The organism is Delftia sp. (genome assembly GCF_059499305.1).
In genome coordinates, this window is record NZ_JCABYI010000004.1 from 444435 (window position 1) to 470669 (window position 26235).

Genomic DNA, 26235 nt, shown 5'->3' on the forward strand with positions numbered 1-26235 from the left:
TGCTCCCTTTCCCTGCTTGAGAGATTCCATGATGCATACCGTAGCGCCGGTTCAGCCGCCGCATGCCCGATTGCCGGTGACCGTACTGTCGGGCTTTCTGGGCGCGGGCAAGACCACCTTGCTCAACCACATCCTGCACAACCGCGAAGGTCGGCGCGTGGCCGTCATCGTCAACGACATGTCCGAGGTCAACATCGACGCTGCCCTGGTGCGTGATGGCGGGGCCGACCTGTCGCGCACCGACGAAAAACTGGTGGAGATGAGCAACGGCTGCATCTGCTGCACGCTGCGCGAGGACCTGCTGGTGGAGGTGGCACGGCTGGCGGGTGAGGGCCGCTTCGACCAGCTGGTCATCGAGTCCACGGGCATCTCCGAGCCGCTGCCGGTGGCCGAGACCTTCACCTTCGCGGGCGAGGACGGACGCAGCTTGGGCGATGTGGCGCGGCTGGACACCATGGTGACCGTGGTCGATGCCTTCAACTTTCTGCACGACTATGGCTCGCGTGACAGCCTGCGCTCGCGCGGCGAATCGCTGGGCGAGGAGGACCGCCGCACGGTGGTCGATCTGCTGATCGAGCAGGTGGAGTTCTGCGATGTGATCGTGCTCAACAAGATCGACCTGGTCACCGATGAGGACTGCAGCCGGCTCATGGCCATCCTGCGCGGGCTCAACCCGCGTGCCAGGCTGGAGATCGCCTCCTTCGGCCAGCTGCCGCTGGATCGCGTGCTCGATACGGGGCTGTTCGATTTCGAGGAGGCCTCCAGGGCGCCGGGCTGGCTGCAGCAGTTGCGTGGCACGCACCAGCCCGAGACCGAGGCCTATGGCGTTGCCAGCTTTGTCTACCGCGCCCGCCGCCCCTTTCATCCCCGGCGCTTCTTCGGCCTGGTGCAAAGCGAATGGCCGGGCGTGGTGCGCTCCAAGGGGTTTTTCTGGCTGGCCAGCCATCCGGCGCTGGCCGGCTCCTGGTCGCAGGCCGGCGCCGTGGCCCGCCATGGCCCGGCCGGGCACTGGTGGGCCGCCGTGGAGGCCGAGCGCTGGCCGCGCGACCCCGAAAGCGTGCAGCGCATCCTGGACAAATGGGTCGATGGCGTGGGCGACGCGCGCCAGGAACTGGTGCTGATCGGCATGGGCATGGACGAGCAGGCGCTGCGCGCACTCCTGGACGAATGCCTGCTGACCGATGCGGAAATGGCCATGGGCCCCCAGGCCTGGACGCAGTGGGACAACCCGTTTCCCGACTGGAATTGAACGAATACCGCGCCGCCCTCGCGGGCGTGGCCCCTGGAGCCCCGAATGCTTGCACCTCTTCCCGATGTTTCCCTGACCGATCCCGCGCCCAGCCTCAGCCCGCTGCAATGGGTGGGCATGCAGGGCATAGACCTGCCCGTGACCGTGGCCGAGCCCGGCTACTGGCGCGAGCTGCATGCGCGTGCCGATGTGCAGGTCGATCTTCCTGCGGCCCATGTCAAGGGCATACACATGTCCCGGCTGTACCGCCAACTGGACAGCCTGGCCGAGGAATCCGCGCTGTCTGCCCTGGCGCTGCGCCATGCGCTGCAGGCCATGATCGACAGCCACCTGGACTGCCAAAGCCGCAGCGCCCGGCTGCGCCTGTCGCTGGACCTGCTGACCCAGCGGCCCGCCCTGGTCACCCACGATCTGTCGGGCTGGAAGTCCTATCCCGTGCGCCTGGACGCCACGCTGGCGCAGGGCGTGTTCCAGCTGCGGCTGCAGGTGGGCGTGGGCTATTCCTCGACCTGCCCCTGCTCGGCGGCACTGTCGCGCCAGTTGCTGGAGCAGGGCTTTTTGCAGGCCTTTGCGGGCGAGCCGCTGGTGGAGCCGGACCAGGTGGCTTCCTGGCTGCGCCGGCACGGCACGCTGGCCACGGCACACAGCCAGCGCAGCGAGGCCCAGGTCAGCGTGGACCTGGCCTGTGATGCGCCCGACCTGGGCATCCTGCCCCTGATCGCCCGCGTGGAGCAGGCGCTGGGCACGCCCGTGCAGACCGCCGTCAAGCGCGCCGACGAGCAGGCCTTTGCCGCGCTCAACGGCCGCAACCTGATGTTTGTCGAGGATGCGGCGCGCCGCATACAGGCCGCGCTGGAAGGCAGCTACGCCCAGCCGCGCGTGCATGTGCGCCACATGGAGAGCCTGCATCCGCACGACGCCGTGTCCTGGGCATGACCCGCGAGCCGGCCCCCGTTTGTCTACAACCCAAGGAGTTTTCCATGCAAGTGCTCTCGTCCCTCAAGGAAGCCAAGCTGCGCCATCGAGACTGCCAGGTGGTGCGCCGCCGCGGCCGCATCTACGTCATCTGCAAGAGCAACCCGCGCTTCAAGGCCCGCCAGGGCGGCGCAAAGAACAGGCGCAAGGGATGATCCGCAAGAACCCGCGCGGCGACCTGCCGCGCATCCATGCCAGCGCCTTCGTGGACCCCACAGCCATCCTGTGCGGACTGGTGATCGTGGAGGAGAACGTCTTCATCGGCCCCTATGCGGTGATCCGTGCCGACGAGATGGATGCGGACGGCCACATCGATCCCATCGTGATCGGCGCCCACTCCAACATCCAGGACGGGGTGGTGATCCACTCCAAGTCGGGCGCGCGCGTCAGCGTGGGGCAGCACACCTCGATCGCCCATCGCGCCATCGTCCACGGGCCCTGCACCGTGGGCAATGGCGTGTTCATCGGCTTCAACAGCGTGCTGTTCAACTGCGTGGTCGATGACGGCTGCGTGGTGCGCTACAACGCCGTGGTCGATGGATGCCACCTGCCGCCAGGCTTTTATGTGCCGTCCACCGCGCGCATAGGCCCGGAGACCGACCTGTCCACGCTGGCCCAGGTGCCCGCCGACGCCAGCGATTTCTCCGAGGACGTGGTCCGCACCAACAACGAACTGGTGCGCGGCTACAAGGCCATCCACAATGAGTTCTGACCGGCCGGGAGGGCTGCATGTCCGATTCCGCTGACCTCAAGAACCTGGGGCTGAAGGCCACGCTGGCGCGACTGTGGGTGCTGGACATCTTTCGCCACGGGGCCGACCGGCATCTGGCGGCGGAGGAGGTCTATCGCCAGCTGCATGACCAGGGCCGGGGCACCAGCCTGGCCACGGTCTACCGCGTGCTGGCGCAGCTGGAGCAGGCCGGGCTGCTGCGGCACCAGCGCTTTGCGGCGGGCAAGGCGGTCTATGAACTCGATGACGGCGAGCACCATGACCACCTGATCTGCACGCGCTGCGGCCTGGTGCAGGAGTTCCACGATGCGGTGATCGAGCAGCGCCAGAAGCTGCTGGCGCGCTCGCATGGCTTTGCCATCGTGGAGCACTCGCACATCCTCTACGGGCGCTGCGTCAAGCCCGACTGCGAGCGGCTGGCGGGCCGGCAGGCACCTACCGCTCCTTGAGGCTGCGCTGCGCACGCTCGCAGATGCGGCGCGTGGCGGGCACGGGCGATTCCTGGAGCCATTGCGCACACAGGGCGCGCACCCAGTCAGGCCGGCTCTTGGCCGCGTCGTTGAGCCAGTTGGCCACCGAGTCCTGCACATAGGGCGAGGCATCGGCGCGCAGCCGCTGCAAAAGGGGCAGGGCGATCTCCGGCTGCTGCTTGAGCGCCGCGATATGGCTGCACCAGACGCCGCGCGGCCGCAGGGCCTCGCTGGCGAAACGGCGCAGGCGGTCGGAGGGCCGCCTTGTCCACCGGGACAACTCGGCCACGGCCTGCGGCAGGTCGCTGGCCAGATGCGGGCGCACGCCCATCCACGACCATTCGCGCACGCCGAAATGCGGGTCATCGGCCAGCGGCTGCAGCAGCTCCAGGCGCTGGCTCAGGGTCAGGCCCGGCTGCGCACCGGCCATGAAGCAGGCCCAGCCGCGCACCGTGTCAGAGCGGTGCGTGAGGCAGCGCTGCCAGCCGGCCTGGCCCAGCGCCTGCCACAGCAGGCCGCCAATGCACTCCATGCGCTTGAGAATGCCCAGCTGGCCCAGCGCCTGCGCCGTGTCCTCCAGTTGCGGCCACGCGTCGGGAAAGACGGCCTGCAGCAGCCGGGCCTGGTCCACGGCCAGGCTTTCGGTCAGCGTGGCGGTCTCGATCTCGCCCAGGGACAGGGCCTGCAGCAGTTCGGGAGTGATATCGACCTTGCGGTTGGCGCCCTTGCGCCGGGGGGCGGGCGCCTTCATGCGCTGGCCTCCACGCCTGCGGCGGCCTTGGCCAGCAGCTTTCCCAACTGGCCGCGTTCGGCGGGCGACAGGTTGGAAAACAGGCCGGCGATCCATTGGCTGTGCCGGGCAAACAGCTTGCGCGCCAGCTGGCGCCCCTTGGCGGTGAGCTGCACGCGCAGCGCGCGGCGGTCGGCCGGGTCGGGCAGGCGCTCGGCCAGGGCCTCGCGTTCCAGGCCGTCCAGCAGGCCGGTCACGGTGGCGCGGGTGATGCCGGCCTGCTCGGCCAGGTGGTTGGGGGCCAGCCCTTCGCTGGCGGATTCCAGCAGGAACAGCAGCACGAAGCGCCCTTCGGACAGGCCGTGCGGCGCCAGCAGCGCGGCGCAGTCACGGTCGATGCGCGCAGCCAGGGACAGGGTCTGGAAGCACAGCCGCATGCTGTCCACGTCGTCCAGCTTGCGGCGCTCGGCCTCGGCCAGCAGGGCCTGGTATTTCTGTTCGAGTTGCATGTGGCAAGCATACAGTATGGCGGCTAACCATGTGCGCCCGCCTTGGCCGTTGCCGGCATCCGGGCTCCGTGGCTGCGCTTTTTGCGCAGCCGGCGCAGGCCGATGACCACGCCCGTGGCGCTCATCAGCAGGCCGCCCAGGCTGAAGGCCAGCAGCAGCGCATCCCACAGCGGCCGGCGCTGCAGCAGCGGCAGCCAGTCCCAGCTGTGCAGCATGGCGAACAGCCAGCGCTTGAGGCGCTGGATGCCGTCCAGCCGGCCCAGCACCTGTCCCGTGTGCGGGTCGATGTGCACCCAGCTGGCCGCGGCATCGCCAAAGACCACGCGCAGCACGGGCAGGGGCTTGTCATGGCCGCCCATCATGGTGTGCTCGGCGCGCTCGTACCAGTACAGGTCGTGCGCGGTCAGCCATTCGCTGCGCAGCACGGGTGCGTCGACCAGCACGGCCGCGCGGTCCAGCAGGGCCTCGCGTGAGTGGGCTGCGGGCGCTGCGCTGGCGCTGTCCAGCACCAGGGGCGTGCCGGCTGCGGGCTGGGCCAGCACCTCGGTGCGGCCTGCGGTGCGCAGCCAGCGCAGTTCGCGCACGGGACCGCCCGCCGCGGCGATCAGCGACTGCGGCGTGGCGTCGTCCCCGGTCAGGCGCAGCGGGCCCTGCTGCCACCGGGCCATGTGCAGTGGCGGCGTGCCCGTGTCGAACAGGCGCCAGGGGTTCATGGACATCAGGCCGCTGAAGATCCAGGCCAGCGTGGTCAGCGCGAACAGCAGGCCCGCCACATGGTGCCAGCGCATGGCGCGGCCCGGGTAGGGCGTGCGCAGGCCGCTGCGGTAGGGCTGCCTGAACCGCCAGCGCATCACCCCGACCACGGTGCCGGTGATGGCCACGGCAATGCCGACCAGCGACAGCACGTTGACGATGTCGGCCCAGGCGCCATCAAAGGCATTGCCCCTGAACATGTACAGCCAGTGCAGCCAGGCGCCCAGGTAGTTCCAGCCGCGCTCGGTGCGCGTGGCATCGCGCACCACCTCGGCCGTCGTGCCGGAGATGTACAGCAGCGTGCCATCTGCATCGTCAAGCTGCACGCGGTGCAGGGGGCGGTGGATGTCCAGCGCGCGCGAGTGGCTGAAGGCATCCTCATCCACCGTGCCCAGGTAGTGCAGGCCCGTGCCGTCCCCCGCGAAGGTGCGGGCACTGGCCAGGGCCTGCGCCTGGCTGGTGGCGGGCAGCACCTGGCCGCTGGCCGCATCGATGGTCACGGGCTGGCGCCGCCCCTCGGGCGTGACCAGGTAGCTGGCACGGCCGGCGCTGCCGGCATGCAGGCGCAGGTCCTTGAGCGGGCCGTCGATGCCGGCCGCGCGCAGCGCCTCGGCGGGCGCGAGCAGGGCGGCGTTGCCATCGAGCGCCGGCAGGTGGCGCAGCCGCTCGGCCTGCGTGAGCTTGGGGTAGCCCACGTACATCATCACCATGCCCGAGACAAACCACAGCGCAAAGAACAGGCACAGGGCAATGCCCAGCCAGCGGTGCAGCAGGAACAGCCAGCGTTTGAGGTGAAGGCGCATGGTGCGTCTCCTGCTCAGAAGGCCACGCGCAGCGAAATGTCTGCCGTGCGCGGCGCGCCCAGGTAGGCCATGGTGCTGGTCAGGCTGGCGGCGTAGACGCGGTCCGTGGCATTGCGCAGCCGTGCAACCACGGTCATGCGCGGGTCGATGCGGTAGCTCAGGCCCAGGTCCAGCAGGGTGTAGGCGGGCCAGGACAGCGTGTTGGCCGCATCGGCATAGATGCCTCCCACGCGGCGCAGCCCGGCATTGACCTCCAGCGCCGGCGTGATGCGGTAGCTGGTCCAGAGGTTGAGCACGCTGGCGGGCGTGTTCGTGGGTCGCTTGCCCGCCAGGGACACGCCGCCTTGCTGGTAGTTGTCATAGCGCGCGTCCACATGGCTCCAGTTGCCCTGGATGGACCATCGCGGCGTGGGCGCCAGGCCCATGGACAGCTCCACCCCGCGCGAGGACTGCTGGCCCACCAGCACCGTGCGCGTGCTGTCCTGCGGGTCCTGGGTGGAGATGTTGCGGCGCGTGATGCGATAGACCGCCAGTGCCGCCGTTCCCTTGCCCTGCCAGAACGACAGCTTGCTGCCCGCCTCCACCTGGCGGCCCGTGGTCAGCCCGGTGTTGTTGATGGCGTCGGCAAACGAGGCGCCCATCAGCATGCCCGACGGCGGATCGGCCGCCGTGGAGAACTGGGCGTAGAGATTGGCCTCGGGCGTTGCATCCCAGACCAGGCCCACGCGCCCGGTCGTCGGGCTATAGCTGCGGCTGTAGCTGGCGGGCAGCGCGGGCGTTACATCGCGCCGGTTGGTCAGGTCCACATCGATGCGTTCATGGCGCAGCGCCGTCAGCAAGTGCAGGGCAGGAGTGAGGGCCGTGCGGTTTTCCAGGTAGAGCGCGGTGGTGGTGACCTTGTTGTCGCGGTCAGGCCTGAAGCCGGGCGCCATGCCGGGAATGTCGTAGAAGTTCTCTGTCGTGAAATCGTAGGGATTGACCGTGCTCACCGTGCCCGACAGGCTGTTCGGAAAGCGCGTCTGCCGGTTCACGCTCACATCCAGGCCAAAGGCCCATTCGCTGCGCCGGCCGGCCAGCTCGCCCAGGTAGCTGCCTTCGATGCGGTCGCCCACCATGCGCTGGTCATGGCGCTGCAGCAGCGCGGCCGAGCGCACCACCGCGCTGTTGTCGGGCGTGAAGCGGTAGGTCTCCACGTTGCGGTAGTCGCGCAGCGCGTCATAGGCGTAGAAGGTGTTGCTCAGCTTGAGCCGGTCGCTGGCCCGCCATTCGGTGATGGAGCGCAGCCACTGCACGCGCTGGGCGTACAGGCCGTCGGCGCTGTTGTAGTTCTTGCCGAGGGTCGGCTCGTCAATGCGCGCCTGGCCGCGCAGCGGGTTGAGCAGCGGCGTGCCCCAGTACGGGCGGTCCACCCGCTCATGCTGGGCTTCGTAGGCCAGGGTGTGCGTGAGGCCGCCACCCAGGTCGGACAGCAGCGAGGCCGCCAGCTGCGTGGAGCGCGACTGCGTGCCGCCCACCCAGCTGCCGGCATCGCGGTGGTTGAGGTCCAGGCGCAGGTAATGGGTCGTGCCCTGGCCTTCGCCGGCATCGCCCAGGCGGCGGTTCAGCCCGACGGAGGCTTCTTTCAGCCCGTAGCTGCCCAGGCGCAGCTGGCCTTCGGTGAAGCTGTCGCGCTGGGCCAGCTTGGTGATGTAGTTCAGCGTGCCGCCCACGCCGCCTGCGCCGTAGAGAAAGCCGGAGGCGCCGCCAATGGCCTCCACCCGGTCGTAGATCCAGCTGTCCACGGGCCGTGCCGCAATGGAGTACTGCAGGTTGATGCCGTTGAACAGCTGGCTGACCGACCCCGTGCCGAAGCCCCGGTAGCTGATGCCGATGTTGCCGGGCGGGCTGTAGGCCGTGACACCCGGAATGGAGCGCAGGATCTCCTGCGTGTCCTGGGCGCCACGCGCCTCGATGGCGGCGCGGTCCACGATGTGCACCGAGGCCGGTGTCTCGCGCGCCGTCAGGCCCAGGCGGCTGGCCGTGCCCACGGTCTTGTTCAGCGGCAGCAGGCCGTTGGCGTCGGCCGTGGCCTGGTCAGAGACCTCGACGGGAGCCAGCGGGATATCGGCCTGTGCCTGCGCTTGCGCTTGCACGCCAGGCGTCCAGGCCGTGCCCAGCGCGCAGCACAGCGCTACGGCCAGGGGATGGGGGCGAAAAAGGGTTTCAGGCAGGCGCAGCGGCGCTGCCATCGCGGGGAAGGGGAGGGAATTCACGAACTGACTCCGGGTCTTGCGCCGCGCATGCGGCGCAGGCGGGCCGGGCGCGCATCAGCAGGCCCGGCGGCGATTCAAGAGAACACGGCAGTCAGCGGAGGAGGGCCGCGCGCCGGCAGCGGCGCGCGTGTGACGGAGGCAATGTGCGCCGCCACCAGCGGCAGCAGCGCGTGGGCCAGCGGCTGCTGGTGGGGCACGGCCATCTGCGGCAGGGCCGGCGGCGGTGCGCCAGCGGGCAGGCACATGGGGCAGTCAAGCTGGTGGTGGCCCATGCCCGGGGCTGCGCTGTCGCCCAGCGCCACCAGCTTGACGTCGCCGCTGGCCGTGCAGACCAGCTCGAAACCCTGGGGATGGACCAGGGGCGAAGCCACGGCAACGCCCAGCGTCACGGCAAACCAGGCCAATATCAGCCGGGTGAGCCAGAACGAGGAGCGAAGCGCTTGCATGGGCCGTGATTATGGCTTGGCGGGCGCGGGCGTGAACAGGCTGCCGCCCAGCTTGACGCCGGCCTTCAGGCCGCGCTTGGCGAACCAGCCCTGGTTCATCTCCAGCACATAGCGCACGGGCTTGGCCGAGCAGTGCGAGTCCTCGGTCATGGGCTTCATGTCTGCCAGGTTCACGATGGTGCCGTCATCGGCCACGAAGGCGGCGGTCAGCGGCAGCAGGGTGTTGCGCATCCAGAAGCACTGCACGGCGGGCACCTCGAAGACGAAGATCATGCCCTCCTGCTGGGGCATTTCCTGGCGGAACATCAGGCCGATGGCGCGCTCGCGGTCCGAGGCGGCCACCTGTGCGTCGATGCGGTGGATTCCGGCCGTCAACTCCACGCGGCGCAGGTTCATCTGGGGGCTGCCCTGGGGCTGTGCGCCTGCCGATACGGCGGCGCCGGCCAGGCAGGCGGCCATGAGCAACCGCTGCAGCGCGCGGCGGGAAAGGGATGTGTGGAGGGGTGTCGAAGGCTTCGTCATCTTGCACATTCTGTCGCAGGGGGCGCGTGGCCGGACGCAAAAATCGGCCTGGCCGGGCCATCATGGCCGGGCGGGCGGCAAAAAGCCCGCAGTGCATTGCTGACTTGCGGGCTTTTTTTGAGGGGATGCCAGCGGGCATCCCGGCGCCTGGATCAGGCCACGGCCTTGTGTGCCTTCTTGGTGGAACGCTTGGCGTGCTTCTTGCCGGAATGCTTGCCGCTCTTGGCGACCTTGGCCTTCTTGGCTGTGTGAGCGGGAGCAGCTGCGGAAGCGGCCGTGGGAGCCGACATCGGCGTTTCGGGTGCTGCGGCGGCCTGTGCAAAGGCGCCTGCGGCAAACGAACCGGCGACCAGGACAGCGAGGAGTTTTTTCATATATGCCATTTCCTAGAAAAGCGGTAGAAGCCAAGTTGAACCAGACAGCGGTGCGAAATTGTTGATGCACCGCAGATGCTCAACGCACTGACTGTATCGCCGTTGACAGGAAGGCGGCCCGATTGTCGTTAGAATTTTCTGCACCAAATTTGTGCCCATTCCGGGCATTCACTCTTGCCTCGTGCACCAGCCAACGGAGACCCGTCCCCATGAACCGCTTCCAGCACATCCAGGTGCCGGCCGAGGGCCAGAAGATCACTGTCAACGCCGACATGTCGTTGAACGTGCCAGACCAGCCCATCATTCCTTTCATCGAAGGCGACGGCACCGGCGTGGACATCACGCCCGTGATGATCAAGGTGGTGGATGCCGCCGTGGCCAGGGCCTATGGCGGCAAGCGCAAGATCCAGTGGATGGAGGTCTTCGCGGGCGAGAAATCCACGCGCATCTACGGCCCCGATGTCTGGCTGCCCGAGGAAACCATGCAGGCCCTTCGCGAGTACGTGGTCTCCATCAAGGGCCCGCTGACCACGCCCGTGGGCGGCGGCATCCGCTCGCTGAACGTGGCGCTGCGCCAGGAGCTGGACCTCTACGTCTGCCTGCGCCCCGTGCAGTATTTCAAGGGCGTGCCCTCGCCGGTGAAGGAGCCCGAGAAGACCAACATGGTCATCTTCCGCGAGAACTCCGAGGACATCTACGCGGGCATCGAGTACGAGGCCCGCAGCGACAACGCCAAGAAGCTCATCGACTTCCTGGTCAAGGAAATGGGCGTCAAGAAGATCCGCTTCCCCGAGACCTCGGGCATCGGCGTCAAGCCCGTGTCCATCGAGGGCACGGAGCGCCTGGTGCGCAAGGCCATCCAGTACGCCATCGACAATGACAAGCCCAGCGTGACCCTGGTCCACAAGGGCAACATCATGAAGTTCACCGAAGGGGGCTTCCGCGACTGGGGCTACGCGCTGGCCGCGCGCGAGTTCGGCGCCCAGCCCATCGACGGCGGACCCTGGCTCAAGTTCAAGAACCCGCGCACGGGCCGCGACATCGTCATCAAGGACTCGATTGCCGACGCCTTCCTGCAGCAGATCCTGCTGCGCCCGGCCGAGTACTCGGTGGTGGCCACGCTCAACCTCAACGGCGACTACATCTCGGACGCGCTGGCGGCCCAGGTTGGCGGCATCGGCATTGCGCCCGGCGCCAACATGTCCGACTCCGTGGCCTGCTTCGAGGCCACGCACGGCACGGCCCCCAAGTACGCGGGCAAGGACTATGTGAACCCGGGCTCCGAAATCCTCTCGGCCGAGATGATGCTGCGCCACATGGGCTGGCGCGAGGCGGCCGACCTGGTCATCAGCGCGCTGGAAAAGGCCATCCAGAGCAAGCAGGTGACCTACGACTTCGCCCGCCTGATGGACGGCGCCACCCAGGTGTCGTGCTCCGGCTTTGGCGAGGTGATGATCTCCAAGATGGATTGACGGGCGCCCGCGCTCCACGAAAAAACCGCGCCAGGGCGCGGTTTTTCTTTGACGGGCGTTGACGGGTCAGCTCTTGGGCAGCGCACAGCCATCGGGCCCGCAGTCCTCGCCTTGGGGCGCGGTCTGCTCGCCGGCGGTGATGGCCGCCACCTGCTGCACCCACTCGCCCAGCTGCGTTGCCCAGCCCTGTGCATCTCCCAGCCAGGGACCGATGTCGATGCGCTGGATGGCGCGCTGGCCCGGCTGCTCGGCCTCGGGGTGGTCGAACTCCAGCGCGAAGGTCGGGAAACCCTGGCCCTGTGCCAGGTTCAGCCATTCGCGCGCCTGGGTGATATGCGCCTGGGTGGCAGCGCCGGACAAGCGCTGGAAGGCCTGGGCAAAGGCCTCGCCGTCCAGTCCCAGGTCACGGGCCAGTTCCTGCAGCACGGCGGGGTCGCTGATGCGGCGGCCTTCCACGTAGTGGGCCTGCTGCTGGCGCGCCAGCATGTCCAGGCCCCGGCCCGCCAGTTCCTCCGCGGCCAGCAGGGCCGTGGTGGGCGGCTCGGAGTCCAGCACGGCGCCCAGGTCGTTGAGCAGGCCGTCGAAGTAGGCAGGGCCGAACGGCTGGCCCGTCATCTCGGCAATGCGCTGGTCGTGCGGCATCACATGGCCGCGCCAGTCGGCCGTGATGGTGCGGGTGTGGGCGCCCGTGAGCATGCCGCCGCCATGCCATTGCAGCGTGACGCCGGGCACGCTGCGCGCGGCCTTGACCAGGGGCGCGGCGGCATAGCACCAGCCGCACAGCGGGTCGAAGATGTAGTGAAGGACAAAGGGCGGCTGCGCGGTCGTGGTCATGGCAGGAGCGGGCTGTGATGAATGCGCCCACTGTAGCGGCTATTGGCTTGCCCGTGACGGGGCAGGGCCGCAGGCAGAATGGGCGACTGCCGCCGTGCAGCCACCGTGCTGCCATCGTCGATCCCGTCTGCATTGCCATGCGCCTCAAGTCCACGCCGCCTCCGTCCGATCCGTCCGACCCGTCCGCTTCCTCTGCACCGGCCGCCGAGCCCAGTGTCCAGTCCGTCGCCCGGCGCGGCATGCTGGGTTTTCTGCTGTTCTGGCTGCTGGTCATGGGCGTGCTGTACTGGGCCATGCAGATGTACCTGAAGCCGGCCGGCGTCAAGGTCCAGGCTGATGGCACGGTGGCCATTGCGCGTGACCGTGACGGGCATTTCCGCGTGGAAGGGGCCGTCAACGGGCAGCCCGTGCTGTTCCTGGTGGACACGGGCGCCAGCATGGTCGGCGTGACCGAGCCGCTGGCCGAGCGCGCAGGCCTGGACGGCGGCGAGCCGGTTCGCTTTCGCACCGCCAATGGCGAGCGCGACGGCCGCATGGTGGTGGCCGATCAGGTGCGCGTGGCCTCCCTGGTGGTCAGCGGCCTGCGCGTGGGTACGGGCTATACGGGCAGCACGGACAGGGATGCGCTGCTGGGCCAGAACTTCCTGCGCCAGTTCGATGTGGAAATACGCGGCGACCGCATGCTGATCCATCCGCGCGGCAGCGGGTCTTCGCCCAGGCAGTAAGTACGTAAGCAACTAAGTAACTAACTAGCTAAGCAAGGGAGAGGGACATGACAAACAACGGCTTTCGCACCGACAGGCGCAGGTGGCTGCAGACGGGCGCAGCCCTGGCGACGCTGGGCTGCACGGCCTGCGCCAGCGTGGGGCAGGGCGGTGCCTTTTCCACCGGCACCGGCACCGGCCTGGCCGAGGACCTGAGCGAACGCCTGGACCAGGGCGTGCAGAGCGGAGAACTGGCGAACCTGCACGCCGTCGTCGTGATGCGCCACGGCCGGCTGGCGCTGGAGCGCTATTTCGAGGGTGAGGACGAACGCTGGGGCGAGCCGCTGGGCAAGGTGGCCTTCAACGCCGACTCCCTGCACGATGTGCGCTCGGTCAGCAAGAGCATCGTCGGCCTGCTGTACGGCATAGCCTTGGCCGAGGGCAAGGTGCCCGCGCTGGACACGCCCCTTGTCCAGGCTTTTCCCGCCTACGGCGATCTGGCGGCAGATGGGCGCCGGCGCGCCATCCTCATCTCCCATGCCCTGGGCATGACCATGGGCCTGCAATGGGACGAGGACCTTCCGTATTCCGACCCGCGCAACAGCGAAATCGCCATGGAGCGCAGCAGCGACCGCTACCGCTACGTGCTGGAGCAGCCTATCGTCGCCTCGCCCGGCGAACGCTGGTGCTACAGCGGCGGGGCGACGGCACTGCTGGGCCATCTGATCGCGCAGGGCAGCGGCATGCCGCTGCTGGACTATGCGCGGCACAAGCTGTTTGCTCCGCTGGGCATCGACAAGGCCGAGTGGACGCCTGGCACCAACGGCGAGGCGGCCGCCGCCTCCGGCCTGCGCCTGCGGGCGCGCGACCTGGCCCGCATCGGCCAGCTGGTGCTGCAGCAGGGTGAATGGCAGGGACGGGCGCTGGTGCCCCGGCATTGGATTGTGCGATCCATGCAGCCGCGCGTGGACGCCTGGCCCGGCCTGCGCTACGGCCACCACTGGTACGTGGGGCAGACCCGCGCCGGCCTGGCGTACTACATGGCCATCGGCCTGGGCGGGCAGCGGCTGGTGGTCGTGCCCCAGCATTCGCTGGTGTATGCCGTCTTCATGGGCAACTACGACAGCCCCCAGCAGTTGCAGCGCGTGGCGGCCGTGCAGGGCCTGGTCGCCGCTGCCTTGCGGTGACTGCCTTGCCCTGACAGCCGTGCGCGGGCACGGCGGGCGTGCGAGAATCCCCGCTTCCAAGGTCGGCCGCATGCCCGGCTCGCGCAAGCAGGGCGCGAAGCGGGGCGGGCCGGTGCGTGTCGAGGCTCGATCCACTTTCCTGGTTCCGGTGCCGGCCCATGAGCCCCAGAGGCCATGGCGCCGGTTGTTTCTGCCTCCCGCATGATCGCCAGATCACCGTTTGCCCGTGTCCCACCGCCAGCCCATCCGCATCGCCGACCGCCACCAGTTCGACACCCTGATCGACGCCCGTTCGCCTGCCGAATTCGCGCAGGACCACATTCCCGGCGCCATCAACTGCCCCGTGCTCGACAACGAGGAGCGCGCGCGGATCGGCACCATCTACAAGCAGGTCAGCCCCTTCGAGGCCAAGCGCCTGGGCGCGGCCATGGTCTCGGCCAACCTGGCGCGCCATCTGCAGGAAACCTTCGCCGACAAACCGGCCAACTGGAAGCCGCTGGTCTACTGCTGGCGCGGTGGCCTGCGCAGTGGTTCCATGGTCACCTGGCTGCGCCTGGTCGGCTGGGATGCCCAGCAACTGGCCAACGGCTACAAGTCCTATCGCGGCCATGTGATCGAGCTGATCGACCGCCTGGTGCCCCAGCTGCGCCTGCAGGTGCTGTGCGGCGCCACCGGCAGCGCCAAGACCCGCGTGCTGCATGCCCTGGCCGAGGCCGGCGAGCAGGTGCTGGACCTGGAGGGCTATGCCAGCCACAAGGGCTCCTTGCTGGGCAACCTGCCCGGCGTGGAGCAGCCCAGCCAGAAATACTTCGAGACGCTGCTGGCCCAGCAGCTGGAGAGTTTCGATCCGTCGCGCACCGTGTACGTGGAAGGCGAGAGCGCCAAGATCGGCCGCGTGTCCCTGCCGCTGGTGCTGGTCGAGCACATGCGCCAGTCGCCCGTGATTGCGCTCGATGCCACGCCCGAGGCACGCCTGGCCTACCTGCTGCGCGACTACGCCTACCTGGGCGACGATCCGCAGATGCTGGCCGACAAGCTGGGCTGGCTCAAGGAGCTGCAGGGCAAGGAGACCATCTCGCGCTGGCAGGCCTGGGCGCATGAGCGCAGCCTCTCGCCGCTTTTCTCCGAGCTCATGGCCCAGCACTACGACCCGCACTACGAGCGCTCGCAGGAGCGGCATTTCACGCAGTGGCGCACGCGCCGCAGGGTGCAGGCCGACGACCTCAGCGAGGCCGGCATCACCGCGCTGGCGCGCCAGATACTGGCGCTGGATGGGGCATCGGCCGCATGAAGCAGCCGCGTGAATCAGGCGTTTGAATCAGCCGTGTGAGTCGGCCAGCACCGGATACAGCGACAGCAGCAGCAGGGCCGCCATGCACCAGTTGAAGCGGCGCAGTGCCTGCGGCGAGCGCAGCGCGCGCCCCACGGCGCTGCCGAACAGCGTCCAGACGCTGACGCTGGGATAGTTCACGATGCCCAGCACCAGGGCGGCCAGCACCAGGTTGATGAAGAAATCCTCGCGCGGCGTGTAGGTGGCAATCACGCCGATGGCCATGATCCAGGCCTTGGGGTTGACCCACTGGAAGGCCGCCGCCTGCCAGAACCCGAAGGGCCGGGCACCCGCGTTGCCGCCGTCGATGCCGCCGCTGCCCGCGATCTTCCAGGCCAGCCAGACCAGATAGGCCGCGCCCAGGTACTTGAGCGCGGTGTAGATCACCGGCAGGCGCTCGAACACCGCGCCCAGGCCCGCGCCCACCAGCAGCACCATGACCACCACGCCCACGGTGATGCCCAGCATGTGGGGCACCGTGCGGCGGTAGCCGAAGGTGGCGCCCGAGGCCGTCAACATCACATTGTTGGGGCCGGGCGTGACGGAGCTGACGAAGGAGAACATGGCCAGTGGCAGCAGGAACGAGGTGTGGGCGGTATCGAAGGGCATGGTGGCAACAGGCATGACAGGGAATCCGGCGCCCTGTCTGCGCATGCCGCAGGCCGCGGCGCCGTCAGGCCATGCTAATGGCAGTGTTCGGTACAGTAGCAGTACACTTTGCCAGAACAATTTGCCAACTGGCCTGCCCACATGACCCTGACACTTGATCCCGCAGCCACGCCGAAACAAGCGCAGGCACAGCAGACACCGCAGGCACCGCGCGCATCCTCAGATACGGCTTTCCAGGCCGCTGCGCCCTGGCGTCCGCTGCGCTCCTCCGATCTCTCGCTGGTCGAGCAGCTCGTGGACCACTACGGCGGCCTCATCCGCCACCATGGCCTGCGCGCGGGCTCGCGGCTGCCCTCGGTGCGCGCGCTGGCGCAGCAGGCCGGCGTCAGCCGCGATACCGTGGTCCAGGCCTACGACCGGCTGGCCGCCCAGGGCCTGGTGCATTCGCGGCGCGGCTCGGGCGTCTTCGTCAGCGCCCGGCGCGCGGCCCAGGCCGTGCCGCGCGCCAGCCAGGGCCTGCCCACGCTGGAGCAGGGCGCCGCCTTCGATACCGCCTTTCTGTTGCGCAGCATGTTCCGCGAAGGCACGGAGCATTCGGGCGACGCCGGCATGCTGCCGCCGGAATGGCTGGACCAGGAGATGCTGGCCTCGGCCCTGCGCGCCGTCGGCCGCAGCACGGGCACCAGCCTGCTGACCTATGGCGTGCCCCAGGGCTATCTGCCGCTGCGCCAGCAGATCGCCTCGGTGCTGCAGGCCCAGGACGTGCCAGCCCACCCCGAGGCCCACCTGATGACCGTGGCCGGTGTCACGCAGGGGCTGGACCTCATCGTGCGCAGCCTGGTGCGCCCTGGCGATACCGTGCTGGTGGAAGACCCCGGCTGGTTTCTCATCTTCGGCCGGCTCAACGCCCTGGGGGTGAATGTGGTCGGCGTGCCCCGCCTGCCCGGCGGCCCCGACGTGGAGGCGCTGGAGCGGCTGGCCCGCCAGCACCAGCCCCGGCTTTTCATCCTGAACACGGCCGTGCACAACCCCACGGGCCAGACCCTGTCGGCCGGCGTGGCCCATGAGGTGCTGCGCATTGCCGAGCGCCACGACTTCTACCTGGCCGAGGACGACACCTACTCCGACTTCCTGCCCGGCGTGCCCGTGCGCCTGGCCGCCATGGACCGGCTGCAGCGCGTGCTCCTGGTGGGCGGCTACTCCAAGACCCTGGCCGGCAGCCTGCGCGTGGGTTATGTCGCGGCACACACCGACCTGATACGGCGGCTGACCGACCTCAAACTGCTGGGCGGCCTGACCACGGCGCTGCCGGGCGAGCAGGTGGTGCACCGCGTGCTGGCCGACGGCCAGTACCGCAAGCATGTGGACCGCCTGCGCGAGCGCGTGGACCGCGCGCGCAACCGCTGCCTGCGCATGCTCGAAGCCCTGGACTGCCGCGCCCCGCACGAGCCGCAGGCCGGCATGTTCGCCTGGGTGGACTGCGGCGTGGACTCGGAGGTGCTGGCCCGCCATGCCGCGCCGCAGGGCCTGCTGCTGGCGCCGGGCCTGCTGTTTTCGCCCAGGCAGGCCGCGGGCAGCATGCTGCGCATTCCAGTGCCCATGGTGGAGCAGCCCCAGACCTGGAAGATCCTTGGCCACCTGCTGGCGCAGCACCGGGGCGGTGGTGGATGAGTGGACGGTGCAGCAACACTGCCTGACGGGAGGTTGACGCTGCCGGCGCCAGGGCGTGTAAGACAGGGCATCGGGCCTCGGCGCCCCGGTAGTGCGCTGCTATCGTTCCGGGATGACTATTGAGCTTGTCTTGCCAGGGGAGGCCGGCCGAAGAGCCGGGGTGAACGACAGCCAGCCCCGGCCCGGAGGTGGCGCTGCGCGCCGCCTGGCGCCCGTGCTGGCGCTGCTGCTGACGGCGGGCTGCGCCGACACGCCCGCGCCGCGCGGCAAGGTGGAGGGCGCCTCGTTCGAGCCCAGCGAAATCGTGCAGTCCGACAGCAACCGCATGGCCACGCTGGCCATGAAGGAGAACCTGGACAGCCTGATGCGCATCATGGACAAGCTGTACCTGCGCAACCCCGCCGAGTGGAGGAAAACCGCCGAAAGCCGCGAGGCCGCATCCGCCTACGTGCGCATCGCCATCACCGAGCGCCAGCCCTGGGCCGACCTGCGCGGCGCCCAGGACGTGGCCGCGCTCTCGCTGGCGCTGCAGCCCGACTTCAAGGGCGACCGCGTGGCCGCCTTCGTCCATGCGCTGGCCGACACCATCATCACGGCCCACGGCGGGCGCACCAGCTTCACCCTGGTCCATGGGCTGGACCCGCAGCTGATCTACAACGCTGCGCGCAACGTGGAAGTGGCCAACTGGATACTCAACTCACGGCGCAATGCCGCAGGCGGGCCGCTGCTGCTGTCCAACCACCTGGGCGACGACGCGCGCAACCTGAGCTTCGAGCGCGAGATGGGCAAGATCATCGGCCGGCTGGACCTGATCGCCAACTACACCACCGAGCGCTACAGGCGCTCCTTCATCGGCTACGGGCAGGGACTGGTGGCGGGACCCTTCATGCAGTTCCTGCCCGTGCGCTGAGGCGGCAGGCGTCAGGACTCGTCACACAGAACGATGGTAACCAGAGCGGAGGTGTCTTCGATGGCGCGTACCGCATGCGCCATGTTGGCCGGCAGGTGCATCAGCTGGCCGGCCTGCAGGGACTGGCGGCTTTCGCCGAGCATCACCTCCAGCTCGCCTTCCAGGCAATGCAGGCTGACGCTGCCAGGCACCTTGTGCGGCGGCAGCGACTGGCTGGCGCGCAGCACCACGCGGATGACTTCCATGTCCTGGGACTTGAACAGGGCACAGGTCCGGGCACCCGCCAGCCGCGCACCAAACGGCAGGACATCGATGGCTTGAGCGGTCAGTGCAAAGGGGGTGGCCATGGCGGACCTCCAGGCGTTGGCGGGCAATGCTGCCATTGTCCTCCGAAGCACCGCAATCCATCAACCGCAGCTGTGTGACAGCAGGGGCTTGTGCAGGGTCTCAGCCCGGCACGCTGGCCTCCACCAGCAGGGTCAGCAACTGCAGCGACTCCTGCCAGCCCAGGTGACAGGCCTCGGCGGGAATGACGGCGGGCACGCCTTCCTGGGTCACATCCATTTCAGTGCCGCAGAACACCTCGCGCAGCGTGATGGTGGTGATCATCTCGCCAGGCAGTTGCGGGTCGTCGAAGCGGTCGGTATGGCGTACCAGCCGGCCAGGCTCCAGGTCCAGGAACTCCCCGCCGAAGCCGCTGCGCCCTCCCGTGGACAGATTGACGAAGGCCATGCGGTAGCGCCCGCCGACCCGGGCGTCGAACTCGGGCACCTCGCAGATGTAGCCGTGGGGCGGCAGCCATTTTGCAAGGGCAGCGGCCGTGGTGAAGGCCTGGTACACGCGCTGCGGCGGCGCCTTGAGGACGCGGTGCAGCCGGATGGTGTGGACGGTGTGTGACATGCGGAACTCCTTGGCGTGGTGTCGTGCAGGGCTGCCAGCCTCGCACCGATGCAGTCCTTGCGCAAGAGGCGGCACATGGAGCCTGATGCAGGATTCAATGATTCATAAATCGAATCCTTGCTTGGTTTTAAAGAATTGGACTTGAATCATTGACGCCCGCACCATGGCGGCGAGCGCTGGATACACAGCGCCGCTTTCCATAGGAAACAGGAGACAAGCAAATGAAGCATTCCCCGTTGCGCAGGGCCCTGGCCCTTGGCGCTCTCAGTGCCATGGCCGTCGTTGCAGCGCCCGCTGCGCAGGCCCAGGGCAGCTATCCCTCCAACCCCATCACCCTGGTCGTGCCGTTCGCGGCCGGCAGTGGAACCGATGCCGTGGCGCGCGTGGTGGCTACCCGGCTGGGCGAGCGGCTCAAGCAGCCCGTGATCGTGGACAACAAGGCCGGCGCCAATGCCCAGATTGCCGCCAACCATGTGGCCAAGGCCAAGCCGGACGGCTACACCCTGTTCATGACCACCAACACCTCGCACTCGGCCAACCCCTGGCTGGTCAAGGGCCTGAAGTACGACCCGGTAAAAGACTTCACACCCGTGGCGCGCGTGGGCGAGCTGCCGTTTGCGCTGCTGGTCCACCCCTCCGTTCCTGCCAAGACCGTGCAGGAACTGATCGACTACGCCAAGGCGAATCCCGACCGCCTGTCCTACGGCACGCCCAACAGCACCTCGCTGGTGGCCTCGGAAACCTTCAAGTACGTCACGCACGCCCAGATCACCTCGGTGCCCTACAAGTCCAGCCCGCAGGCGTTGACCGACCTCATGGGCAACCAGATCCAGGTCTACGTGGCCGACCTGGGCTCGGCCTGGGGCACGATCAAGACCGACCGCGTTCGCACCCTGGCCGTGACGGCGGCCAAGGGCTCGACCCTGTTGCCCAATGTGCCGGCCATCGGCAAGACGCTGCCGGGCTTCGACATCACGTCGTGGAACGGCATCTTCGGCCCGGCCGGTATGCCGGCCGAGATCACCGAGCGGCTGAACACCGAGCTGCAGGCCATCCTCAAGGACAAGGCCGTGCAGGAGCAATTGGCCCAGGTCGGCTTCGAGGTCTGGCCCACGGCCACGCCTGCCGAGTTCGCCACCTATGTGAAGGACCAGATGGCCCGCTGGGGGCAACTGGTCAAGCAGGCGGGCATCGAGGCGCAGTGAAGGAGAGCCGCATGGAACAAGCGCAGCAAGGGCAGCAAGGCCCTCTTGCAGGGGTGAAGGTGCTGGACATGACCTCGGTGGTCATGGGCCCCTTTGCCACCCAGATCCTTGCGGGCCTGGGGGCCGAGGTGATCAAGGTCGAATCGCCCGAGGGCGACAACATGCGCCACGTCGGCCCCATGCGCAACCCCGCCATGGGCCACATCTTCCTGCAGGCCAACCAGGGCAAGCGCTCCGTGGTGCTGGACCTCAAGCAGGGCGCCGCGCGCGAGGCGCTGCTGCGCCTGGCCGAAGGCTGCGACGTGCTGGTCAGCAACGTGCGGCCCCAGGCCATGGCGCGCCTGGGCCTGGCCTACGAGGACGTGGCGGCGCGCAACCCGCGCATCATCCACGTGAGCTGCTGCGGCTTCGACCAGCGCGGCCCCTACGCGGCCCGGCCCGCCTATGACGACCTCATCCAGGGCGCCACCGGCGTGCCCTGGCTGGCGCAGCAATACGGCGGCGGCGAGCCGGCCTATGCCCCCATGACCCTGGGCGACCGCGTCACCGGCCTGCACGCGGTCTACGCCGTCACGGCCGCCCTCTATGCGCGCGAGAAGACCGGCAGGGGCCAGGCCGTGGTCGTGCCCATGTTCGAGGCCATGACCCAGTTCATCCTGGGCGACCACATGGCGGGCCTGTCGTTCGAGCCGCAGCTGGGCGGCCCCGGCTATGCGCGCCTGCTCACGGGCCACCGCAGGCCCTATCGCACCAGCGACGGCCACCTGTGCGTTCTCATCTACAACGACAAGCACTGGCACAGCTTCTTCAACGCCATAGGCCAGCCCGAGCGCATGGCCGAGCCCATCTTCGCCACCCACAGCCAGCGCGCGCTGCACATCGATGCCGTCTATGCCGAAGTCTCGCGGCTGATGGCAGGGCGCACCACCGCCGAATGGCGCACGCTACTGGACGCGGCCGACGTGCCCAACATGCCCATGGCCTCGCCCGAGGACCTGATCGCCGACCCCCAGCACCAGGCCACCGGCTTCGTGCACGAGATAGACCACCCCAGCGAAGGCCGGCTGCGCACCACGGCCAGCCCCACGCGCTGGAGCGCCACGCCGCCCGCAGAACGCGCCGCCCCCGCGCCGCGCCTGGGCGAACACACCCTGCAGGTGCTGCGCGACGCGGGCCTGACCGAGGCCGAGCTGGCCGCCCTGCAGGCCAGCCGCGCCTGCAGCCAGGCTGCCGCGCTGCAAGACGCCCCACCACAAACACAAGCACAAACACAAACAGAGGGAAACCGCCCATGCCCCGCTACCTGATCCGTGAACAAGACGTGCCCGGCTACAGCCCCGCCAACCACCACGGCACCGTCAACCGGCGCCTGGTCAGTGCCGCCAACGTGGGCGCGCGCCACATGGAGCTGGTGCTGGGCACGCTGGAGCAGGGCGGCGGCGCGCTGCCCCATGCCCACCCCGGCATGGAGCAGGCCTGCTACCTGCTGGCCGGAACGGCCGAAGTGGAAATCGACACCCCGGACGGCAAGGAACGCTTTGCCATGCAGCCCGGCGACACCTGCTTCTTCCCCGAGGACTGCATGCACATCTTCCGCGTGACCAGCGCCGAGCCCGTGCGCCTGCTGGTCTTCTACAGCCCGCCGTACGGCGAGAACCCCGAGCGCGTGCGCCGGCCGGCAGCCTGAGCGCCGTCACCCCACAGACACAACAAGCGAACAGCAACAAGCAACGGAGAACTCACCATGGACTTTCTGTGGAACGAAGAACAGGAACAGATACGCGACGCCGTCGAGCGCGCCTGCGCACCCTTCGATGCCGACTACTGGCTGCGCAAGGACCATGAAGGCGGCTTCCCGCACGACTTCCACAAGGCCCTGGCCGACGCGGGCTGGCTGGGCATTGCCATGCCCGAAGAGTTCGGCGGCGCAGGCCTGGGCATCAGCGAGGCAGCGCTGATGATGCACACCATCTCGGCCACGGGCGCGGGCCTGTCGGGCGCCTCGGCCGTGCACATGAACATCTTCGGCCTGCACCCCGTCGTCGTCTTCGGCACGGACGAGCAAAAGCGCCGCTGGCTGCCCCCGCTGATCGCGGGCACGGACAAGGCCTGCTTCGGCGTCACCGAGCCCAATGCGGGCCTCAACACCCTCAAGCTGCAGACCCGCGCCGTGCGCGATGGCGACGTCTACGTGGTCCATGGCCAGAAAGTCTTCATCTCCACCGCCCAGGTCGCCAACAAGATCCTGCTGCTGGTACGCACCAAGCCCGTGGAAGAGTGCAAGGGCACGGAAGGCCTGAGCCTGTTCTACACCGACCTGGACCGCGAACGCATCGAAGTGCGCGAGATCGACAAGCTGGGCCGCAAATGCGTGGACACCAACCAGCTGTTCATCGACGGCCTGCGCATCCCCGCCGAGGACCGCATCGGCGAAGAGGGCAAGGGCTTCTCGTACATCCTGCACGGCCTCAACCCCGAGCGCATCCTCATCGCGGCCGAGGCCGTGGGCCTGGGCCGCGCCGCCCTGGCGCGCGCCACCCAGTACGCCAAGGAGCGCGTGGTCTTCGACCGCCCCATCGGCCAGAACCAGGGCATACAGCACCCGCTGGCCCAGGCCTGGATGGGGCTTGAGGCGGCCCACCTCATGGTGCAAAAGGCCGCCTTCCTCTACGACAGGGGCCTGCCCTGCGGCGCCGAGGCCAACGCCGCCAAATACCTGGCAGCCGAAGCCTGCGCCAAGGCCTGCGAAACCGCCATCTTCACGCACGGCGGCATGGGCTACGCCAAGGAATACCACGTGGAGCGCTACATGCGCGAATCCTGGATCCCGCGCCTGGCGCCCGTCAGCCCCCAATTGATCATGTGCTTCATCGCCGAAAAGGTATTGGGCTTGCCTAAATCGTATTGACCCCCTGAGTCGCTTCGCGCCTTCCCCCTTCTCGCTGCGCGGAGGGGGACGACACCCTCGGTGCGGGGCGGCCCTTCCTCGGTGTCTCAAAGTTGAGGTGCGCGGGTTTTGTGGCTGCGAACCATCTGAAGTCCCATGATTTATCAATCTGTATTTCAGAGGTAGCCATGGTGCAAGATGCCATCTCGCTTGCTCCCCATCCGCCGCCTCTCATGAAGACCCACCTGCTGCGCTATTTCGTCGCCCTGGCCGAGGAACGCCACTTCGGCCGCGCGGCCCAGCGCCTGTGCATCACCCAGCCGCCGCTGAGCATGGCGCTCAAGACCCTCGAGCAGGACCTGGGCGCCAGCCTCATGGATCGCGACGCCAAGAACGTGCGCCTCACCCCTGCGGGCGAGGCTTTCCTGGTCGAGGCACGCAAGGTGCTCGCCCAGCTGCAGCATGCGGCCGACGTGGTGCGCGGCGTGGCCGAAGGCATGCAGGGCCGGCTGGACGTGGGCATCACCGGCTCCATGGTCTACCGCCAGGTGCCCGACTTCTGCCGCGCCTTCCGCGCAGAACGCCCCCTGGTCGAAGTCTGCCTGCATGAAATGTCCACGCGCGAGCAACTGCAGGCCATTGCCAGCGGCCAGATCGACTGCGGCTTTCTCAACATAGCCACCCCGCCAGACGGCCTGCAGACCCTGTCGATCGGCGAGGAACCCTTTGTCTGCTGCCTGCCCGCCACGCATGCGCTGGCGCAGCAGCCCGACATCGACCTGCGCGAACTGGCCCGCGACACCTTCGTCATGTTCGCCCGCGAAGTGGCCCCGGCCAACTACGACAACGTCATCGCCTGCCTGCAGCAGGCCGGCATCCACCCCCACACACGCCACGCCGCGCGCCAGTGGCTCACCGTCATGGCCCTGGTCTCGGCAGAGCAGGGCGTGGCCCTGGTGCCCAGCTGCATGCAGCGCGTGGGCATGAACGGCGTGGTGTTCGTGCCCCTGCGCGGTCCGCAGCAGGCCATGACGCCCGCCGTCATGGCCTGGCGGGCGGACCAGCCTGCGGCGTTGCTGCAGGCTTTCATTGAGAGGGTGAGGGCGATGGCATCCACCGCCGTCAAGGGTGGTAGGGGTTGAGGGCTGTCACCTCTACAGACCCTTCGCAGTAGTGCATGGCGAAAACCACCAGCGCCTTACCATTCGATTGGGTGATGGCCTCCACGTGCCAAAAAGGCACTTTTTCTCCCGGAGAAAACGTCACCTTGGTGATATCGAATGCGTACTGAGGAAACTTCTCTTTCAGTTTTTTCAGTACATTCTTTCGAACCAGATTAAGGTCATGGTTTTCGCAAGCGGTTGCGTTTTTTGCGTCCCCGCATGCGGTGGTCAACAAGACTGCGCCAGCCAACAAACTGCGCAAAAAGCTGGATCTTGTCAGAGCTTTTTTCATATCAACGGCCTGTGAAGTAATTGACCAAGGCCGTTGATGGACGAATGCCGGCTGAAATTATGCGCGGATGTGCGGCGTTGTGCGGGCACCATCATCCAAGACGGGTTGCCATGGTACTTTCTTCTGTTTTAGGCTGAAGAAGGCACTATGGCTTCCTGGGGTCATAAACCTGGTTTACTATTGCTTCAATAGATTTTCATTATCCCATTCTCACTGGCCGAGTATTTGCTTTCCGAAACTGCTCGAGCAGAAACGGCCTTTCCCCCTGTGCCGGCCAAATGTGGGTACATGTAGCATAGAACTGCAACTTGCAGATTTGCGACTGGAATGCTACCAGCCATGGTGAAACCATTGTTATAGCAATTTGAAATCCCTCGAACTCCACCGGCAAGTGAAAGATCGCCGCCTTTTGGTACAGAAAAGTCAACGCCTGCACTTGCAGATACTCTTGTGTATGAGCCAGCAAGCGGGTAAGGGTCATAGCTTAGAGATAGAACAGGTCTGTAGTTCCATTGGCCACCAGGCATGTAATAGTAGTCAGATTGTTGTTTGAATGACATTTCCTTTTGAGGGGACGCTGGTTCACAGTGAAGAGGTATATTCCTTTCATCGCTACCAATTACCATTTTTCCGGGAGATTCTGGATGCTTGTCTCCGTATATCTCGCACAGCCTCTTGTTGAATTCAATCGCTTCATCATTTTGATTGGTGGTTTCGTAGAGATATGATCCATTTGATAGCTTGACTAGATTGATGGTCACGGTACCACTCATTCCAGCCATGCTGCCGGAAATACTTCTGGCGACCATTGGCATGCCGTTCTTTTTAATTTCCTCATTCCCTATCAGAAAATCTTGAGCCATTGCAGAGATTGATACGAGAAAAAGTATAGATCCGGTCAGAATTTTACTTGGCATAGTTCCCTCTGTGCTGAAATGCTAATAAGCATTTGCTGCCACATGGCAGTGAGTGGCGCTATCAGTCTAAGTTCTTTCGAATTTTCAGATCAAGTGGAGACTGCTGTCGTTTTCTATTTTTTCTGAAAAATAAGATACTTCCTAGGAATTTGCGTGAATTGACGATCAGCGGTCTAAACACATGCATTCGGATTCATGATGAGCAAGGCTTTTGCTGGTTCGCAGGCTTGATGAATCCGTAAGTTTCTGGGGCCGTGCATCCGAGTGCTCTTGCCGCTTTTGGCAGTGCCCCTTTGTCGTCGGCGATCGAGTCTGCCCACATAGCCACTACGAGGGCCGAG

Annotated in this window: 29 protein-coding genes; 16 read left to right on the top strand and 13 right to left on the bottom strand. The window is 67.2% G+C overall.

All coding sequences use genetic code 11. The annotated features are described in order from the left end of the window. Nucleotides 1–28: 28 nt before the first annotated feature. Genes zigA through fur form a run of 5 tightly spaced genes read left to right on the top strand, consistent with a single transcriptional unit; the run spans nucleotide 29 to nucleotide 3403 of the window. Entirely contained in the window at nucleotides 29–1249 is a 1221-nt protein-coding gene (zigA, locus tag AC5I49_RS03825) for a zinc metallochaperone GTPase ZigA (protein ID WP_495788856.1), read from the top strand. Between the two features lie 45 nt (nucleotides 1250–1294). After that, complete coding sequence (gene folE2, locus AC5I49_RS03830; RefSeq protein ID WP_016445964.1) at nucleotides 1295–2185, top strand: GTP cyclohydrolase FolE2; 891 nt, start codon at nucleotides 1295–1297, stop codon at nucleotides 2183–2185. Nucleotides 2186–2229: 44 nt separating this feature from the next. Beyond that, a complete protein-coding gene (ykgO, locus tag AC5I49_RS03835) occupies nucleotides 2230–2379 on the top strand; it encodes a type B 50S ribosomal protein L36 (protein ID WP_013802515.1) in 150 nt (49 codons plus the stop codon). Further along, nucleotides 2376–2936, top strand: coding sequence for a gamma carbonic anhydrase family protein (locus tag AC5I49_RS03840; RefSeq protein ID WP_016445965.1), 561 nt, complete (start codon nucleotides 2376–2378; stop codon nucleotides 2934–2936). The genes ykgO and AC5I49_RS03840 overlap by 4 nt, the downstream gene beginning before the upstream one ends. 17 nt (nucleotides 2937–2953) lie before the next feature. Further along, the gene (gene fur / locus AC5I49_RS03845; protein WP_016445966.1) at nucleotides 2954–3403 is read left to right on the top strand and encodes a ferric iron uptake transcriptional regulator; all 450 of its coding nucleotides are present in this window, start codon (nucleotides 2954–2956) and stop codon (nucleotides 3401–3403) included. On the opposite strand, the gene AC5I49_RS03850 is transcribed toward fur, so the two are convergent. From AC5I49_RS03850 to AC5I49_RS03880, 7 genes are all read right to left on the bottom strand, one after another. Further along, nucleotides 3390–4175 (bottom strand): DNA alkylation repair protein, encoded by a 786-nt coding sequence (locus AC5I49_RS03850; RefSeq protein WP_016445967.1) that lies wholly within the window; start codon nucleotides 4173–4175, stop codon nucleotides 3390–3392. The genes fur and AC5I49_RS03850 overlap by 14 nt on opposite strands. Beyond that, a complete protein-coding gene (locus AC5I49_RS03855) occupies nucleotides 4172–4663 on the bottom strand; it encodes a MarR family winged helix-turn-helix transcriptional regulator (RefSeq protein ID WP_012205483.1) in 492 nt (163 codons plus the stop codon). The genes AC5I49_RS03850 and AC5I49_RS03855 overlap by 4 nt, the downstream gene beginning before the upstream one ends. Before the next feature lie 23 nt (nucleotides 4664–4686). Continuing rightward, nucleotides 4687–6219, bottom strand: a complete 1533-nt coding sequence (locus AC5I49_RS03860; protein WP_495788857.1) for a PepSY domain-containing protein — start codon at nucleotides 6217–6219, stop codon at nucleotides 4687–4689. 14 nt (nucleotides 6220–6233) lie between these two features. Then, nucleotides 6234–8447, bottom strand: coding sequence for a TonB-dependent receptor (locus AC5I49_RS03865; protein WP_495788928.1), 2214 nt, complete (start codon nucleotides 8445–8447; stop codon nucleotides 6234–6236). A 98-nt stretch (nucleotides 8448–8545) separates the two neighbouring features. Further along, nucleotides 8546–8917: a DUF2946 family protein gene (locus tag AC5I49_RS03870; protein WP_013802509.1), complete on the bottom strand. Its 372-nt coding sequence runs from the start codon at nucleotides 8915–8917 to the stop codon at nucleotides 8546–8548. A 9-nt stretch (nucleotides 8918–8926) separates the two neighbouring features. Next, entirely contained in the window at nucleotides 8927–9376 is a 450-nt protein-coding gene (locus tag AC5I49_RS03875; RefSeq protein ID WP_126312310.1) for a DUF192 domain-containing protein, read from the bottom strand. Nucleotides 9377–9591: 215 nt separating this feature from the next. Continuing rightward, nucleotides 9592–9813: a hypothetical protein gene (locus tag AC5I49_RS03880; protein WP_016445972.1), complete on the bottom strand. Its 222-nt coding sequence runs from the start codon at nucleotides 9811–9813 to the stop codon at nucleotides 9592–9594. Nucleotides 9814–10022: 209 nt separating this feature from the next. On the opposite strand from AC5I49_RS03880, the gene icd reads away from it, so the two are divergent. Then, nucleotides 10023–11285 carry an NADP-dependent isocitrate dehydrogenase gene (gene icd / locus AC5I49_RS03885; RefSeq protein WP_495788858.1) on the top strand — a complete coding sequence of 421 codons (1263 nt, stop codon included), beginning with the start codon at nucleotides 10023–10025 and terminating at the stop codon, nucleotides 11283–11285. Between the two features lie 66 nt (nucleotides 11286–11351). Here icd and AC5I49_RS03890 read toward each other — a convergent pair whose 3' ends face one another. Then, nucleotides 11352–12119 (bottom strand): DsbA family protein, encoded by a 768-nt coding sequence (locus AC5I49_RS03890; protein WP_016445973.1) that lies wholly within the window; start codon nucleotides 12117–12119, stop codon nucleotides 11352–11354. A gap of 17 nt (nucleotides 12120–12136) precedes the next feature. Here AC5I49_RS03890 and AC5I49_RS03895 point away from each other — a divergent pair, with 17 nt between their 5' ends. The 3 genes from AC5I49_RS03895 to mnmH all read left to right on the top strand — a co-directional run bounded on the left by AC5I49_RS03895 (nucleotide 12137) and on the right by mnmH (nucleotide 15301). Then, on the top strand, nucleotides 12137–12844 hold the full coding sequence (locus AC5I49_RS03895; protein WP_495788859.1) for a retropepsin-like aspartic protease family protein: 708 nt from the start codon (nucleotides 12137–12139) through the stop codon (nucleotides 12842–12844). Between the two features lie 47 nt (nucleotides 12845–12891). Continuing rightward, entirely contained in the window at nucleotides 12892–14010 is a 1119-nt protein-coding gene (locus tag AC5I49_RS03900; RefSeq protein WP_495788860.1) for a serine hydrolase domain-containing protein, read from the top strand. A 226-nt stretch (nucleotides 14011–14236) separates the two neighbouring features. Further along, nucleotides 14237–15301: a tRNA 2-selenouridine(34) synthase MnmH gene (gene mnmH, locus AC5I49_RS03905; protein WP_047219031.1), complete on the top strand. Its 1065-nt coding sequence runs from the start codon at nucleotides 14237–14239 to the stop codon at nucleotides 15299–15301. A 27-nt stretch (nucleotides 15302–15328) separates the two neighbouring features. Here mnmH and AC5I49_RS03910 read toward each other — a convergent pair whose 3' ends face one another. Next, nucleotides 15329–15964 carry a LysE family translocator gene (locus AC5I49_RS03910; protein WP_016445977.1) on the bottom strand — a complete coding sequence of 212 codons (636 nt, stop codon included), beginning with the start codon at nucleotides 15962–15964 and terminating at the stop codon, nucleotides 15329–15331. Between the two features lie 126 nt (nucleotides 15965–16090). Between AC5I49_RS03910 and AC5I49_RS03915 the strand changes: the two genes are divergently transcribed. Both AC5I49_RS03915 and AC5I49_RS03920 read left to right on the top strand, forming a co-directional pair. Beyond that, nucleotides 16091–17620 (top strand): aminotransferase-like domain-containing protein, encoded by a 1530-nt coding sequence (locus tag AC5I49_RS03915; protein ID WP_047327791.1) that lies wholly within the window; start codon nucleotides 16091–16093, stop codon nucleotides 17618–17620. Between the two features lie 112 nt (nucleotides 17621–17732). Beyond that, nucleotides 17733–18530, top strand: a complete 798-nt coding sequence (locus AC5I49_RS03920) for a hypothetical protein (protein WP_495788861.1) — start codon at nucleotides 17733–17735, stop codon at nucleotides 18528–18530. Between the two features lie 11 nt (nucleotides 18531–18541). On the opposite strand, the gene AC5I49_RS03925 is transcribed toward AC5I49_RS03920, so the two are convergent. Together AC5I49_RS03925 and AC5I49_RS03930 are read right to left on the bottom strand one after the other, a co-directional pair. Further along, a complete protein-coding gene (locus AC5I49_RS03925; RefSeq protein ID WP_016445980.1) occupies nucleotides 18542–18877 on the bottom strand; it encodes a cupin domain-containing protein in 336 nt (111 codons plus the stop codon). 100 nt (nucleotides 18878–18977) lie between these two features. After that, nucleotides 18978–19430 carry an SRPBCC family protein gene (locus tag AC5I49_RS03930; RefSeq protein WP_012205499.1) on the bottom strand — a complete coding sequence of 151 codons (453 nt, stop codon included), beginning with the start codon at nucleotides 19428–19430 and terminating at the stop codon, nucleotides 18978–18980. Between the two features lie 221 nt (nucleotides 19431–19651). Here AC5I49_RS03930 and AC5I49_RS03935 point away from each other — a divergent pair, with 221 nt between their 5' ends. The 5 genes from AC5I49_RS03935 to AC5I49_RS03955 all read left to right on the top strand — a co-directional run bounded on the left by AC5I49_RS03935 (nucleotide 19652) and on the right by AC5I49_RS03955 (nucleotide 24664). Then, the gene (locus tag AC5I49_RS03935) at nucleotides 19652–20635 is read left to right on the top strand and encodes a Bug family tripartite tricarboxylate transporter substrate binding protein (protein ID WP_046986438.1); all 984 of its coding nucleotides are present in this window, start codon (nucleotides 19652–19654) and stop codon (nucleotides 20633–20635) included. 11 nt (nucleotides 20636–20646) lie between these two features. Next, a complete protein-coding gene (locus tag AC5I49_RS03940; protein WP_473041327.1) occupies nucleotides 20647–21942 on the top strand; it encodes a CaiB/BaiF CoA transferase family protein in 1296 nt (431 codons plus the stop codon). Continuing rightward, on the top strand, nucleotides 21927–22322 hold the full coding sequence (locus AC5I49_RS03945) for a cupin domain-containing protein (protein WP_012205502.1): 396 nt from the start codon (nucleotides 21927–21929) through the stop codon (nucleotides 22320–22322). Before AC5I49_RS03940 ends, AC5I49_RS03945 begins: the two co-directional genes overlap by 16 nt. 57 nt (nucleotides 22323–22379) lie before the next feature. Beyond that, on the top strand, nucleotides 22380–23543 hold the full coding sequence (locus tag AC5I49_RS03950) for an acyl-CoA dehydrogenase family protein (protein ID WP_012205503.1): 1164 nt from the start codon (nucleotides 22380–22382) through the stop codon (nucleotides 23541–23543). Between the two features lie 167 nt (nucleotides 23544–23710). Further along, complete coding sequence (locus AC5I49_RS03955) at nucleotides 23711–24664, top strand: LysR family transcriptional regulator (RefSeq protein WP_209803498.1); 954 nt, start codon at nucleotides 23711–23713, stop codon at nucleotides 24662–24664. Here the strand turns inward: AC5I49_RS03955 and AC5I49_RS03960 are convergent. After that, nucleotides 24645–24977: a hypothetical protein gene (locus AC5I49_RS03960; RefSeq protein WP_464180561.1), complete on the bottom strand. Its 333-nt coding sequence runs from the start codon at nucleotides 24975–24977 to the stop codon at nucleotides 24645–24647. The genes AC5I49_RS03955 and AC5I49_RS03960 overlap by 20 nt on opposite strands. 185 nt (nucleotides 24978–25162) lie before the next feature. After that, the gene (locus AC5I49_RS03965; protein ID WP_495788862.1) at nucleotides 25163–25840 is read right to left on the bottom strand and encodes a hypothetical protein; all 678 of its coding nucleotides are present in this window, start codon (nucleotides 25838–25840) and stop codon (nucleotides 25163–25165) included. Between the last annotated feature and the right edge of the window lie 395 nt (nucleotides 25841–26235).

Excerpts from the sequence above, each read along its gene's own strand:
- zigA (WP_495788856.1), top strand. The coding sequence starts at position 29 with ATGATGCATACCGTAGCGCCGGTTCAGCCGCCGCATGCCCGATTGCCG.
- folE2 (WP_016445964.1), top strand. The coding sequence starts at position 1,295 with ATGCTTGCACCTCTTCCCGATGTTTCCCTGACCGATCCCGCGCCCAGC.
- ykgO (WP_013802515.1), top strand. The coding sequence starts at position 2,230 with ATGCAAGTGCTCTCGTCCCTCAAGGAAGCCAAGCTGCGCCATCGAGAC.
- AC5I49_RS03840 (WP_016445965.1), top strand. The coding sequence starts at position 2,376 with ATGATCCGCAAGAACCCGCGCGGCGACCTGCCGCGCATCCATGCCAGC.
- fur (WP_016445966.1), top strand. The coding sequence starts at position 2,954 with ATGTCCGATTCCGCTGACCTCAAGAACCTGGGGCTGAAGGCCACGCTG.
- AC5I49_RS03850 (WP_016445967.1), bottom strand. The coding sequence starts at position 4,175 with ATGAAGGCGCCCGCCCCCCGGCGCAAGGGCGCCAACCGCAAGGTCGAT.
- AC5I49_RS03855 (WP_012205483.1), bottom strand. The coding sequence starts at position 4,663 with ATGCAACTCGAACAGAAATACCAGGCCCTGCTGGCCGAGGCCGAGCGC.
- AC5I49_RS03860 (WP_495788857.1), bottom strand. The coding sequence starts at position 6,219 with ATGCGCCTTCACCTCAAACGCTGGCTGTTCCTGCTGCACCGCTGGCTG.
- AC5I49_RS03865 (WP_495788928.1), bottom strand. The coding sequence starts at position 8,447 with ATGGCAGCGCCGCTGCGCCTGCCTGAAACCCTTTTTCGCCCCCATCCC.
- AC5I49_RS03870 (WP_013802509.1), bottom strand. The coding sequence starts at position 8,917 with ATGCAAGCGCTTCGCTCCTCGTTCTGGCTCACCCGGCTGATATTGGCC.
- AC5I49_RS03875 (WP_126312310.1), bottom strand. The coding sequence starts at position 9,376 with ATGGCCGCCTGCCTGGCCGGCGCCGCCGTATCGGCAGGCGCACAGCCC.
- AC5I49_RS03880 (WP_016445972.1), bottom strand. The coding sequence starts at position 9,813 with ATGAAAAAACTCCTCGCTGTCCTGGTCGCCGGTTCGTTTGCCGCAGGC.
- icd (WP_495788858.1), top strand. The coding sequence starts at position 10,023 with ATGAACCGCTTCCAGCACATCCAGGTGCCGGCCGAGGGCCAGAAGATC.
- AC5I49_RS03890 (WP_016445973.1), bottom strand. The coding sequence starts at position 12,119 with ATGACCACGACCGCGCAGCCGCCCTTTGTCCTTCACTACATCTTCGAC.
- AC5I49_RS03895 (WP_495788859.1), top strand. The coding sequence starts at position 12,137 with ATGAATGCGCCCACTGTAGCGGCTATTGGCTTGCCCGTGACGGGGCAG.
- AC5I49_RS03900 (WP_495788860.1), top strand. The coding sequence starts at position 12,892 with ATGACAAACAACGGCTTTCGCACCGACAGGCGCAGGTGGCTGCAGACG.
- AC5I49_RS03910 (WP_016445977.1), bottom strand. The coding sequence starts at position 15,964 with ATGCCTGTTGCCACCATGCCCTTCGATACCGCCCACACCTCGTTCCTG.
- AC5I49_RS03915 (WP_047327791.1), top strand. The coding sequence starts at position 16,091 with ATGACCCTGACACTTGATCCCGCAGCCACGCCGAAACAAGCGCAGGCA.
- AC5I49_RS03920 (WP_495788861.1), top strand. The coding sequence starts at position 17,733 with ATGACTATTGAGCTTGTCTTGCCAGGGGAGGCCGGCCGAAGAGCCGGG.
- AC5I49_RS03925 (WP_016445980.1), bottom strand. The coding sequence starts at position 18,877 with ATGGCCACCCCCTTTGCACTGACCGCTCAAGCCATCGATGTCCTGCCG.
- AC5I49_RS03930 (WP_012205499.1), bottom strand. The coding sequence starts at position 19,430 with ATGTCACACACCGTCCACACCATCCGGCTGCACCGCGTCCTCAAGGCG.
- AC5I49_RS03935 (WP_046986438.1), top strand. The coding sequence starts at position 19,652 with ATGAAGCATTCCCCGTTGCGCAGGGCCCTGGCCCTTGGCGCTCTCAGT.
- AC5I49_RS03940 (WP_473041327.1), top strand. The coding sequence starts at position 20,647 with ATGGAACAAGCGCAGCAAGGGCAGCAAGGCCCTCTTGCAGGGGTGAAG.
- AC5I49_RS03945 (WP_012205502.1), top strand. The coding sequence starts at position 21,927 with ATGCCCCGCTACCTGATCCGTGAACAAGACGTGCCCGGCTACAGCCCC.
- AC5I49_RS03950 (WP_012205503.1), top strand. The coding sequence starts at position 22,380 with ATGGACTTTCTGTGGAACGAAGAACAGGAACAGATACGCGACGCCGTC.
- AC5I49_RS03955 (WP_209803498.1), top strand. The coding sequence starts at position 23,711 with ATGGTGCAAGATGCCATCTCGCTTGCTCCCCATCCGCCGCCTCTCATG.
- AC5I49_RS03960 (WP_464180561.1), bottom strand. The coding sequence starts at position 24,977 with ATGAAAAAAGCTCTGACAAGATCCAGCTTTTTGCGCAGTTTGTTGGCT.
- AC5I49_RS03965 (WP_495788862.1), bottom strand. The coding sequence starts at position 25,840 with ATGGCTCAAGATTTTCTGATAGGGAATGAGGAAATTAAAAAGAACGGC.